Genomic DNA, 12,193 nt, shown 5'->3' on the forward strand with positions numbered 1-12,193 from the left:
TTGATACCGGATAAGGGGGTAGAATCGTCCCCCTTTTTGGGTCTTGCCTTCTTACACACCGGATTTCCATGAAAAAAACACGCGCTTTTTTAAAATGGGCCGGGGGAAAATACTCCCTGGTTGAAGAGATTGCCGAGCGCCTGCCGGCCGGGCGTGTGTTGCTGGAGCCCTTCGTCGGGGCCGGGTCTGTGTTTCTCAACACCGACTACGACGCGTATGTGCTCAACGACATCAATCCGGATCTGATCTGCCTGTACAACCACCTCAAGCTGACGCCGGACAGTTTCATTGCCGAGGCGCGCAAGCTGTTTGTGGCAGAGCACAACCACAAGGCGGCCTATTACCGGCTGCGTACCCAGTTCAATCAGACCGAGACCACCTTCGAGCGGGCACTCTTGTTCCTGTTTCTCAACCGTCACGGTTTCAACGGACTGTGCCGCTACAACAAGAAGGGCGGCTTCAACGTGCCGTTCGGTTCTTACAAGAAACCCTATTTCCCGGAAAAAGAGCTGTGGGCCTTTGCCGAAAAGGCGCAGAAGGCGACCTTTATCTGCGAGAGCTACGCCGATGCCATCAAGCGTGCCGAAGAGGATTGGGTTATCTATTGTGATCCACCCTATGCGCCGCTCTCCACTACGGCGAGCTTCACCACCTATGCCTCCGGTGGGTTTACCCTGGATGATCAGGCGATCCTGGCGCGACTGGCCCGTCACACAGCCGCTCACAAAGGGGTGCCGGTGCTGATCAGTAACCACGATATCGAGCTGACTCGTGAGCTTTATCGCGGTGCCCGCCTCGACGAGATCCTGGTCAAGCGCACTATCAGCCGCAACGGTGGCACCCGCAACAAGGTGGCCGAATTGTTGGCGCTCTATCCGCCCGGTATCGAGCCGGAGCAGGGCTACTATCCCAGCGACAGTGAACTGCTGCCGCTGACGTAACAGACCATGCGGCGCCCAAGGGCGCCGTTTTTTATGGGCGAGTCCGCGCCCGTGCCGATGTCCTATAACCCGGGTGGCTGGGGGAGGGGAGGCGATTGCCCCATTTACCCCGCATTCGAGTCGTTTTCGCCCGCCTTTTACGTTAAAATTGCGCCGCTTTTTCTCCCTGGCTGCCAATGGATGATGCTGATGAAAGACTTTCTGATTGCCCCCTCGATCCTCTCTGCCGATTTTGCCCGTCTGGGTGACGATGTAGCCAAGGTACTGGCTGCCGGTGCCGACGTGGTTCACTTCGACGTGATGGACAACCACTATGTCCCCAACCTGACCATTGGCCCCATGGTCTGTCAGGCGCTGCGTGACTACGGTATCGAGGCCCCCATCGACGTGCACCTGATGGTCAAGCCGGTGGATCGCATCATTCCCGATTTTGCCAAGGCGGGTGCTTCCCTCATCACCTTCCATCCGGAAGCGTCCGATCACGTTGATCGCTCTTTGGGCCTCATCAAGGAGATGGGCTGCCAGGCGGGTCTGGTGCTGAATCCTGCTACCTCGCTCTCCTGCCTCGAGTATGTGATGGACAAGCTGGACGTGATCCTGCTGATGTCGGTCAACCCGGGCTTCGGTGGCCAGAGTTTCATCCCCGGCACCCTCGACAAGCTGCGTCAGGTGCGTCGTCTGATCGACGAGAGTGGCCGCGATATCCGTCTCGAGATCGATGGTGGGGTGAAGGTCGACAACATTCGCGAGATCGCCGAAGCGGGCGCCGACATGTTTGTCGCCGGCTCTGCCATTTTCAGCCAGCCTGACTACAAGGCGGTGATCGACAAGATGCGTGCGGAGCTGGCTCATGTCACACGCTGAGCGCGAATTTGATTTGGTGCTGTTCGATCTGGATGGCACCCTGATTGACAGCGCCGCCCAGCTGGCGCTGGCGGTCAATCTGACTCTGGCTGATCTGGGTCTGGAACAAGCTGATGAAGCGGTTATCCGTACCTGGGTCGGCAATGGTGCCGACAAGCTGATCCAGCGGGCGCTCGCCTATCGCGAGGCCGATCCCGAGCTGTTTGCCAAGGCCAGACCGATCTTTTTCCAGCACTACAACGCCTGCCTGCTGCAAGGGCTGGCGATGTATGACGGGGTGGCCCAGAGTCTGCGTCGCTTGCAAAGCCTGGGCTACAAGCAGGCAATCGTCACCAACAAGCCGAGCGACTTCGTGGCCCCTATCCTCGATGCCCTTGGCATCAGCGATTGCTTCGCGCTCTGGCTCGGCGGCAACTGCGTACCGGTCAAGAAGCCGAGTCCGGAGCCCTTGCTGCACGCCTGCCAGGAGCTGGGAGTGAGTCCGGCTCGTACCCTGATGGTGGGTGACTCCGAAAATGATGTGCTGGCGGCCAAGGCTGCCGGCATGAAGGTGGTGGGTCTTACATACGGCTACAACTATGGCCGCCCCATCGCCGACTCCCATCCAGACTGGGTATTCGAGCAGTTTGCCCAGCTCGATGCACTTTTGGTCTAATAGCGCAGCTGGGCTGGCTGAATAACAAGGATTAACACTCTCATGACTAAACCAATCGTATTGAGCGGAGCGCAACCCTCCGGTCAACTGACCATCGGCAACTACATGGGGGCCCTGCGTCAGTGGGTCAACATGCAGGATGAGTTCGACTGCCTCTACTGCATCGTCGATCTGCACGCCATCACCACTCGTCAGGACCCGGCTGCCCTGCGTAAGGCTTGCCTGGACGCGGCCGCCCTCTATCTGGCGGTCGGTATCGATCCCAAGAAGAGCACCGTCTTCATCCAGTCTCACGTGCCGCAGCACGCCGAGCTGGGCTGGATCCTCAACTGCTATACCCAGATGGGTGAGCTGTCGCGTATGACCCAGTTCAAGGACAAGTCCGCCCGTTTCGAGAACAACGTCAACGTCGGCCTGTTCGGTTATCCGGTGCTGATGGCGGCCGACATCCTGCTCTATCAGGCGAATCAGGTGCCGGTCGGCAACGACCAGAAGCAGCATCTGGAGCTGACCCGTGACATCTGTACCCGTTTCAACAACCTCTATGGTGAAGTGTTCACCATGCCAGAGCCCTTCATTCCGACCGAAGGGGCGCGGGTGATGAGTCTGCAGGATCCGACCAAGAAGATGTCCAAGTCGGATGACAACGAAGCCAACTTCATCGGCCTGCTGGAAGATCCCAAGCAGATCGTCAAGAAGATCAAGCGTGCGGTGACCGACTCCGACGAGCCGGCGGTGGTGCGTTTCGATCCGGAAAACAAACCGGGAGTTTCCAACTTGCTGACCCTGATGTCCGGCGTGACCGGCCGCTCCATCCCCGAGCTGGAGCAGCACTTCGAAGGCAAGATGTATGGTCACCTCAAGACCGAAACCGCCGAAGCCGTGGTTGCGCTGCTGGAACCGATCCAGGCCCGTTTCCACGAGTTGCGTCAGGATGAGGCCCATCTGATCGCGATTCTGGCAGAAGGCGCACAAAAGGCGCGCGAAAGAGCTGAAAAAACCCTGACCAGCGTATATGATGTAGTCGGCTTCGTTCCTCGAGCCTGACATACTGGGAAGGTGTAGTAGAAGAGAGCTGGGTATTTGCCTGGCTTTCTTTATTTTCTGCCTAGCTATTTTGTTTAATTTCTTTATTTCAACCTGGGTAATATCCCCAAGAGAAAGCATGCCTGTTCAACCAACTATTTCTGCTGAAGAGCTGAGTGACAAAGGTCACTGGCTACGTAAATTTCGCAAGGCGAAAAACCTCAATACCCTGCAGTTGATGGTCTCCAATGCCATCGACAAGCACCATAAAACCCCTGCCGTTGCTGCCGCCATCTATCTGGCCGAGTGTCAGCGTGAACGGGAAATGGAACAGGGTCGTTATCTCGATCGTTAATTCTCCGCTGTTGGTTATCTCATGCTGTTGTTGATCGATAACTACGACTCTTTTACCTGGAATCTGGTGCAATATTTCGGCGCCCTGGGGCAAGAGGTTGTGGTCAAGCGCAATGATGAACTGACGCTTGATGCCATAGCGCAGCTCTCCCCCCGTTTTCTGGTGATCTCTCCCGGTCCCTGTACGCCCAATGAGGCGGGGATCTCTCTCGATGCTATCAGCCACTTCGCTGGCAAGCTGCCCATTCTCGGCGTCTGTCTCGGTCATCAGTCGCTGGCGCAGGCCTTCGGCGCCCGCGTAGTGCGTGCCCGTCAGGTAATGCACGGCAAAACCTCGCTCATCCGCCATTGCAATGAGGGGGTGTTCAAGGGGCTCAACAACCCGCTGCGGGTGACCCGTTACCACTCGCTGGTGGTGGAGCGCGACACGCTGCCCGACTGCTTCGAGATCACCGCCTGGAGCGAGCATGCCGATGGCTCGTTTGACGAGATCATGGGGCTGCGCCACAAGACGCTCCCTGTCGAGGGTGTTCAGTTCCATCCGGAGAGCATTTTGAGCGAGCAGGGCCATCAGTTACTGGCCAACTTTCTGGCGCGTTCATAAAAAGTTGTGATCGCCTTCTCAAGTTAGAGAGAAGGCAAAAAAAATTTCCCTGACACTTTATTCACCCCCTCTCCTGCCCAAATTATCTCTTGCCAAGCCCCCCTGAGTCGTTATGCAATGCTGTTGCCTAAAATCTCAAGAGCAATCGAACATTGTTCCTTATAGGCCGTCTTGTTACAGACTTTTTACTTTATTTCTGTGATAATCCCGTCACGTTTACACGGATTTAACTTTTGGGCGGTGGATTATTCTGTCGCCGAATCGAAGGAGAGCTATATGTCAGAGTTGTTGGCAGTGACACGTGAAGTGTTTGATGAAGTGATGGTTCCCAACTATGCGCCCGCCAAGATCATCCCGGTGCGTGGTGAAGGGTCACGTGTCTGGGATCAGGAAGGGCGCGAGTATGTCGACTTCGCCGGTGGCATCGCCGTCAACGGTTTGGGTCACTGTCATCCCAAGCTGGTCGAGGCTCTGAAAACCCAGGGCGAGAAGCTGTGGCACCTCTCCAACGTCATGACCAACGAGCCGGCCCTGCGTCTGGCCAGGAAGCTGGTTGCCGCCACCTTCGCCGACAAGGTCTACTTCTGCAACTCAGGCGCCGAGGCAAATGAAGCGGCCCTCAAGCTGGCACGCCGCTATGCCATCGAGAAGTTTGGCGAGCAGAAGACCCAGATCATCGCCTTCAATCAGGGCTTCCATGGCCGCACCTTCTTTACCGTCAGCGTCGGTGGCCAGGCAGCCTATTCCGATGGCTTCGGTCCCAAGCCCGGTGACATTACCCACGTACCCTACAACGATCTGGCGGCGCTGGCCGAAGTGATCTCCGACAACACCTGCGCCGTGGTGATGGAGCCGCTGCAAGGGGAGGGGGGCATCATTCGTCCTACCGACGAGTTTGCCAAAGGGGTGCGCGAGCTGTGCGACAAACACAATGCCCTGCTGGTGTATGACGAAGTGCAGTCCGGCGTCGGCCGGACCGGTGATCTCTATGCCTATATGGGTCTGGGCGTCACGCCGGACATCCTCACCAGCGCCAAGGCGCTGGGGGGCGGTTTCCCCATCGGCGCCATGCTGACCACCAACGAAATCGCTTCTTACCTGAAAGTGGGCACTCACGGCTCTACCTATGGCGGCAACCCGCTGGCCTGTGCGGTCGCCGAGGCGGTGATCGACGTGATCAATACTCCGGAGGTGCTGGCTGGCATCAAGCAGCGCGAACAGCTGTTCCGCGATGGCCTTGAAGCAATCAACGCCAAATACCACTGCTTTAGCGAGATCCGCGGCAAGGGTCTGCTGCTGGGCGCGGCCCTGAGCGATGCCTACAAGGGGCGCTCGCGCGACTTCCTGTTGGCCTCCATCGATCAGGGGCTGATGGCGCTGGTTGCCGGCACCAACGTGGTTCGTTTTGCTCCTTCGCTGGTGATCCCGGAAGCGGACATCAAGGAAGGGTTGGCCCGCTTCGAGAAGGCGGTTGCCCAGGTGGTTAACGCCTGATTCCAAATTGAGGTGGGGAGCTCTCCCGGCAGGAGCCGGGACCCCACCTGTCGTCAATGAAAGGGAGTTGTCATTTATGTTGGTTATCCGTCCCATCGAGCAAAAAGATTTTGCCGGGCTCAAGACCTGCGCCATCGAGTCCGGCACCGGCATGACCTCGTTGCCCGTCAACGATGAGCTGCTGCAGCGCAAGATTGACGCCTCTACCCAGACTTTTTCCGACAAGCCCGCCGGTAAGGGGGACTGCCTCTACTTCTTCGTGGCCGAGGATCTGGAGACCGGCGAGATGGTGGGCACCTGTGCTATCGATGCCGCGGTTGGCCTCTCCCAGCCGTTTTACAACTACCATATCGGCAAGGTGGTGCACTCTTCCCCCAAGCTCGGCATCTACAACGTCGTTGAAACCCTGACCCTCTCCAACGACTACACCGGCAACTCCGAGCTCTGCACCCTGTTCTTGCGCGAATGTGCCCGCGAGGGGCTCAACGGCCGCCTGCTCTCCAAGCACCGCTTCCTGTTTATGGCCGAGCACCCCGAGCTGTTTGACGAGACCGTCTTCGCCGAGATGCGTGGCGTCTCCGATGCCAACGGCCACAGCCCTTTCTACGAGTGGCTGCAGACCCACTTCTTCTCGATGGATTTTCCTACCGTCGACTATCTGACCGGCATCGGCAAGAAGCGTTTTATCGCCGAACTGATGCCCAAGTACCCCATCTACGTCAATTTGCTGAGCAAAGAGGCGCGGGCCGTTATCGGCCAGACCCACGAGAAGACTCGCCCGGCTATCAAGATGCTGCAGGACGAGGGCTTCGTGAACCGTGGCTACGTCGATATTTTCGATGCGGGCCCCACCGTCGAGTGCGACGTGAAGAATATTCGCAGCGTGCGCCGCAGCAAGAAGCTGCGGGTGCTGGTGGGCGAGCCTATCGGTGGCAAGACCCACCTTATCTGCAACAGCCGCTTCGAACATTACCGCGCCTGCTACGGCAATATCCGGGTCGATCTCGACAAGCATGAAGCCATCATTCCGCCCAAGATGGCGGCGGCACTCAAGGTGCAGGATGGCGACATGGTGCGGGTGGTCGACCTCGACTGAGACAAACAGGACAAGCAAACCGATTATCAGACAGGCAGCCGAGGCTGCCTGTCAGCGACAGGGAGTGAATGGATGAGCCAGTTAGTGCAATTTATCGACGGTCAGTGGCTTGCCGGTGAAGGCAAGCCGTTCGAGTCAACCGATCCGGCCAAGAACGAGGTGATCTGGCAGGGGGCTGCCGCCAGCACGGCGCAAGTGGATGCCGCCGTCAAGGCCGCCCGTGCCGCCTTCTACCACTGGGCGGACATGAGCCTTGAGGATCGTCTGGCCATAGTGCGTCGTTATGCCGACCTGCTCGGCGAGCAGAAAGAGGCGCTGGCCCTGACCATCGCCCGTGAAACAGGCAAACCGCTGTGGGAGACCCGCACCGAAGTAGCCGCCATGCAGGGCAAGATTGCCATCTCCATCCGTGCCCACGACGAGCGTACCGGCACCGTTGAAAATGCCATGCCGGGCGCCAAGGCGTTTGTCCGTCACAAGCCCCACGGTGTGGTGGCGGTGTTCGGCCCCTACAACTTCCCGGGCCATCTGCCCAACGGCCATATAGTCCCGGCGCTGATTGCGGGTAACGCCGTGGTGTTCAAACCCTCCGAGCTGACACCCATGGTGGCCGAGGCCATGGTCAAGGTGTGGCAGGAGGCCGGGCTGCCCAAGGGGGTGCTCAATCTGGTGCAAGGGGAGGTCGAGACTGGCAAGGCGCTGGCTGGCAACCCCGATATCGATGGCCTCTTCTTTACCGGTTCCTCCCGTACCGGCCATTTCCTCCATCAACAGTTTGCCGGTCAGCCGGGAAAAATTCTGGCGCTGGAGATGGGCGGCAACAACCCGCTGATCGTGAAAGAGGTGAGCGACATCGACGGCGCCGTCCATGCCATCGTCCAGTCGGCGTTTATTACCTCTGGTCAGCGCTGCACCTGTTCCCGCCGTCTGTTTGTCGAGCGTGGCGAGCGGGGCGATGCCCTGGTCAAGCGACTGATCGAGGTGGTCGGCCAGATCAAGGTCGGCCTCTATGACGCCGCCGAGCAGCCGTTCATGGGCTCGATGATAAGCGAGAAGGCAGCACAGGGCATGGTCGAGGCGCAAGCCAACCTGCAGCGCCTCGGTGGCGAGAGCCTGCTTACCCTCAAGCACCTGGAAGCGGGCACAGGCTTTGTCTCCCCGGGCATTATCGACGTGACCTCAGTGAGCGCGCTGCCGGACGAAGAGTACTTCGGCCCGCTGCTGCAACTCATTCGTTACGATGATTTCGATGCTGCCATCGATCAGGGCAACGCCACCCGCTACGGTCTCTCGGCCGGTCTGCTGGGGGACAAGGAGGCGGACTGGCACCACTTCTTCAAGCGGATCCGCGCCGGCATCGTCAACTGGAACAAGCCCATCACCGGCGCCTCCAGTGCCGCGCCGTTTGGTGGCGTGGGTGCCTCCGGCAACCACAGAGCGAGCGCCTACTATGCCGCTGATTACTGTGCGTATCCGGTTGCCTCCGTCGAAGACAGCAAGGCTGCCATGCCGGATCAACTGTCGCCCGGCCTGCGCTTCTGATAACGACACGGGGCATCCAGCGGTGCCCCCATCTGTACCCGCAATCAAAGGAAAGAGAGATGCAAAAGGATATCGACACCCTGTTCAGCCATCTGTGGGACAACTACATCAAGGTGACCCCGAGCGCCCTCAAGGTGCATACCCTGCTGGGGGGCGGCGAGCCCATCGTCAACGATCACGTGGCGTTTCGTACCTACAACCTGCCCAAGCTGGGGCTGGAGAAGCTGGCCGCCCACTTCCTGGCGCTCGGTTACGAGCAGAAGGGCGAGTACGTTTTCAAGGCCAAGAAGCTCTATGCCAAGCACTTTGAGCACAAGGATCCCGATGCTCCCAAGGTGTTTATCAGCGAGCTGAAGGTGGAAGAGCTCTCTCCGGCTGCGCAGGCCATCATCCACAAGCTGGCCGATCAGGTGCCCGATCATCTGACCGATACCCCAGCATTTCTCTACACCGGTGCCCCCTGGCAGGTCTCCTATGCCGATTATCAGACCCTGCTGGCGGAGAGCGAGTACGCGGCATGGATGGCAGCATGGGGCTATCGTGCCAACCACTTCACGGTCAATATCAACAAGTTGAAGGATTTTGACACCATCCATCAGGTCAATGCGGCGCTCAAGGCGGCGGGTTTCGTGCTCAACAGCGTGGGTGGCGAGGTGAAAGGGGACCCGCAGGTGATGCTGGAGCAATCCTCCACCATGGCCGACAAAGCAGAGGTGCCGTTCAGCGATGGGGTGCGTACCATCCCGAGCTGCTTCTACGAGTTTGCCCTGCGCTATCCGCAAGCCGATGGCGTGCTCTATCCGGGCTTCGTCGAGGCCTCGGCGGACAAGATCTTCGAATCGACGAATGCCATGTAACGGGAGCCACCCTGTTTCAGTCGCAACGCCTCCTTTGTGGAGGCGTTTTGTTTGGCGCAGAGTGATGGTATCGGGTGTTGTCTGACGCCGCGTGAAGAGGGAATTTGGACGGCGCCTAATAGGTGAGAATTTGTTGATAAAAATGTGAACTAGATCACTTTAGACGACACGGATTGACGCGGGCGGCGGAGCAAAAAGGAGTAGAATGGCGCTTTATTTTTGCGGGGCCAATCGATGCCTAATTATCACTTTTTCAAGCAGGGTCAGGCGCTTACCTATCTAGATGCCAATGCGCTCAGCTATAGCGATGAGCGTCGTCAACTGGTCGAACAGGGATTTGCCGCCATCGCCGCCCCCACCTTTGCAGATACCCCGGCCGAAGCTCTTGAGCTGCTTCGCACTCATCAGGCACTACAGGATGAGGCGCAGGCCAACGCCCTTTGTCTGACGGTTGCCGCTATTCCGGCGGTGATCGCAACTCTGTCCGGGCACTGACGCTGCCGCCAGGCTCACGTAAACAAAAAATGGTGCCACTGTGATGGCACCATCCTATCGGTTTGCCTGCTTGCCCTGAGCCGTTTAGCGCTGGTGCAGATCACCTTCGATAACCAGCACGGTATCCATCCCCGCCGCCTTGCCAGCCTCAAGCCCGATCCGTGTATCTTCAAATACCAGACAGTTGGCCGGATTGGCACCGAGCAGCTCGGCCACCCGCAAGAAGGTATCAGGGTGCGGTTTGTGGTTGGTGACATCATCGGCGCTGACCACCACAGAGATATAGGCGTCGAGTCCGGTGCTTTTGAGGATGGAGTCCGCCTGATTGCGCGGTGAGCCGGTGCCAATCCCCATCTTGACCTTGCCGTGATAGTGCCTGACCAGCTCCCACATCTTGGGAAAGACGCTGACCTTGTCGATATGTTCCATATAGAGGGCAATCTTGCGACGGGTAAAAGCCTCGACATCCACCGTCAGCCCCTGCTGCTCGGCCAGCATGGCGATGATCTTGCGGGTGGGAATGCCGCCGTACTGATAGAGCTGTTCCCGCTCGAAAGGGATGCCGAATTCGGCGCAGGTGAGCTCCCACGCATCCAGATGAAGGGGCATGGAATCTACCAAAGTGCCATCCATATCGAAAATCAGGGCATCGTAGTGATCAAACCCGTACTGCTCACGCTCGCTCATGGGGGCTCCTAGAATCAAATAGGGCAGGCTAGCAGAAACGCTCGGCACTTTGTGGGATCGGCTTCATGGTTGGGTAGATTGTGGCCGCCGTTTTTTCTATCTCTTGCTGATTTGTGAGACAATAATCCGTTCATTGCCGGATACTTTGGCATATCAGATCAGCGAGTCCGCTTATGACCTCGAAAATATCCCCCAAAACTATTTTCTCCAGTGTGGCGCTGGTGATCGCGCTCGGTTCACTGGAAAAGAGCATAGTCACCACCCCGCTGCCCATGATTGGCGCCGAGCTGCATGCCGGTGCTGCCCTCACCTGGGTGGTCACCGCCTACCTGCTGGCGGCTACCGCCGTGCTGCCCCTCTACGGCAAGCTGAGCGATCTCTTTGGCCGGGTACGGATGCTCAATATCGGCATCGGCCTGTTTCTGGCGGGCTCGGTGGCCTGCGCGCTCTCTCAGGATTTGCCGACCCTGCTGGCAGCACGGGTGCTGCAAGGGCTGGGGGGCGGCGGTCTGATTGCCCTCGCGTTTACCGTGATTGCCGATACCATTCCGCCGCGAGAGGTGGGCAAGTATCAGGGCTACATTTCGGCGGTCTATGCGGTCTCCAGCATCGCTGGCCCCTTGCTTGGCGGTTATTTCACCGAGCAGCTCAGCTGGCGCTGGATCTTCTGGATCAACCTGCCGCTCGGGGCGCTGGCGGTCTTTCTCATCAACCGCAACCTCAAGCAGCTCAACGTACGTCGCCACAGTCGCTTCGACTGGAAGGGGGCGGGTCTGCTGATTACCGTCACCACGCTCACCCTGTTGCTGCTCTCGCCGGAGGCGGCGTTGCCCGCCGTCTGGCTCTCGGCGGCGCTGGGTGTTGCCTTGCTGTTGCTGATTCTGATTGAGCGGCGTGCCCACGACCCCATATTGCCTGCCCATCTGGCCCGGTTGCCCGGCTATCTGGTGAGCGTGCTGCTGGTGATGCTCTCCCAGCTGCTGATGTTTGCCGTGCTGGTTTATCTGCCGTTGCAGATGCAGTGGCAGAAGGGGATGGGCGCCAGCGAGAGCGGCGCCATCATGGTCATCTTCATGATCTGCATCACCGCCGGGGCTTTTGTCGGCGGTAAGCTCATCGGGCGCACCGGTCACTACAAGAGCTTTGTTGCGGTGGGCTTTGGCCTCGCGGCGGTGGCGCTGTGGCAGATCCACTTCGATGCCTGGGTCAGACTGGCGCTCGGGTTTGCCGGTATCGGTCTGGGTCTGGTGCTGCCCGCCCTCTCGGTGGTGGTACAGAATGCCCTGCCACGGCAGGATCGCGGCATCGGCATGTCGCTGTTCAACTTCGGGCGGGAGCTTGGCGGTGCCGTCGGCGTGGCCATCTGTTCCATGCTGTTCCACTTCCGCCTGCCAGCCGGCAGCGATGGCGATCTGAGCCGACTTGCCCCCGATCTGCTGGCCCCGGGCTTCAGCGCGACCTATATCGGCATGGCACTGATCGCCACGCTGGCGCTGCTCATCACATTGCTGGCGTTGAAGCGCCACGAGCTGGCCTCCATCAGTGCCTGATCAGGCCTGCGCCGACATTGGCTCACCA

Annotated in this window: 13 protein-coding genes; 12 read left to right on the forward strand and 1 reads right to left on the reverse strand. The window is 58.9% G+C overall.

The genetic code is table 11. From position 1 onward, the window contains the following. The first annotated feature begins 68 nt into the window (after nt 1-68). From I6L49_RS00060 to I6L49_RS00110, 11 genes are all read left to right on the forward strand, one after another. Nucleotides 69-941, forward strand: a complete 873-nt coding sequence (locus I6L49_RS00060) for a Dam family site-specific DNA-(adenine-N6)-methyltransferase (RefSeq protein ID WP_005335008.1) — start codon at nt 69-71, stop codon at nt 939-941. A gap of 189 nt (nt 942-1,130) precedes the next feature. Continuing rightward, nucleotides 1,131-1,805, forward strand: coding sequence for a ribulose-phosphate 3-epimerase (gene rpe / locus I6L49_RS00065; RefSeq protein WP_005335006.1), 675 nt, complete (start codon nt 1,131-1,133; stop codon nt 1,803-1,805). After that, nucleotides 1,792-2,460 (forward strand): phosphoglycolate phosphatase, encoded by a 669-nt coding sequence (locus I6L49_RS00070; RefSeq protein WP_216950311.1) that lies wholly within the window; start codon nt 1,792-1,794, stop codon nt 2,458-2,460. The genes rpe and I6L49_RS00070 overlap by 14 nt, the downstream gene beginning before the upstream one ends. Before the next feature lie 42 nt (nt 2,461-2,502). Continuing rightward, entirely contained in the window at nt 2,503-3,507 is a 1,005-nt protein-coding gene (gene trpS / locus I6L49_RS00075; protein WP_005362251.1) for a tryptophan--tRNA ligase, read from the forward strand. Nucleotides 3,508-3,625: 118 nt separating this feature from the next. Further along, nucleotides 3,626-3,841, forward strand: a complete 216-nt coding sequence (locus tag I6L49_RS00080) for a hypothetical protein (protein WP_005334997.1) — start codon at nt 3,626-3,628, stop codon at nt 3,839-3,841. Nucleotides 3,842-3,862: 21 nt separating this feature from the next. Next, the gene (locus I6L49_RS00085) at nt 3,863-4,444 is read left to right on the forward strand and encodes an aminodeoxychorismate synthase component II (RefSeq protein WP_151286599.1); all 582 of its coding nucleotides are present in this window, start codon (nt 3,863-3,865) and stop codon (nt 4,442-4,444) included. Nucleotides 4,445-4,720: 276 nt separating this feature from the next. Beyond that, on the forward strand, nt 4,721-5,938 hold the full coding sequence (locus tag I6L49_RS00090) for an aspartate aminotransferase family protein (RefSeq protein WP_158112935.1): 1,218 nt from the start codon (nt 4,721-4,723) through the stop codon (nt 5,936-5,938). A gap of 76 nt (nt 5,939-6,014) precedes the next feature. Beyond that, a complete protein-coding gene (gene astA, locus I6L49_RS00095) occupies nt 6,015-7,034 on the forward strand; it encodes an arginine N-succinyltransferase (RefSeq protein WP_005334994.1) in 1,020 nt (339 codons plus the stop codon). A gap of 72 nt (nt 7,035-7,106) precedes the next feature. After that, nucleotides 7,107-8,576, forward strand: coding sequence for a succinylglutamate-semialdehyde dehydrogenase (astD, locus tag I6L49_RS00100; RefSeq protein WP_216950312.1), 1,470 nt, complete (start codon nt 7,107-7,109; stop codon nt 8,574-8,576). A gap of 59 nt (nt 8,577-8,635) precedes the next feature. Beyond that, nucleotides 8,636-9,433 carry a DUF1338 domain-containing protein gene (locus I6L49_RS00105; protein ID WP_159144220.1) on the forward strand — a complete coding sequence of 266 codons (798 nt, stop codon included), beginning with the start codon at nt 8,636-8,638 and terminating at the stop codon, nt 9,431-9,433. 234 nt (nt 9,434-9,667) lie between these two features. Next, complete coding sequence (locus I6L49_RS00110) at nt 9,668-9,928, forward strand: hypothetical protein (protein ID WP_216950313.1); 261 nt, start codon at nt 9,668-9,670, stop codon at nt 9,926-9,928. Nucleotides 9,929-10,012: 84 nt separating this feature from the next. On the opposite strand, the gene I6L49_RS00115 is transcribed toward I6L49_RS00110, so the two are convergent. After that, on the reverse strand, nt 10,013-10,615 hold the full coding sequence (locus I6L49_RS00115) for an HAD family phosphatase (RefSeq protein WP_064339627.1): 603 nt from the start codon (nt 10,613-10,615) through the stop codon (nt 10,013-10,015). A gap of 173 nt (nt 10,616-10,788) precedes the next feature. Between I6L49_RS00115 and I6L49_RS00120 the strand changes: the two genes are divergently transcribed. After that, a complete protein-coding gene (locus tag I6L49_RS00120; RefSeq protein WP_216950314.1) occupies nt 10,789-12,165 on the forward strand; it encodes an MDR family MFS transporter in 1,377 nt (458 codons plus the stop codon). The last annotated feature ends 28 nt before the right edge of the window (nt 12,166-12,193 follow it).

This window comes from Aeromonas sp. FDAARGOS 1419 (assembly GCF_019047045.1).
In the GTDB taxonomy this organism is placed as follows: Bacteria; Pseudomonadota; Gammaproteobacteria; order Enterobacterales; family Aeromonadaceae; genus Aeromonas; species Aeromonas veronii.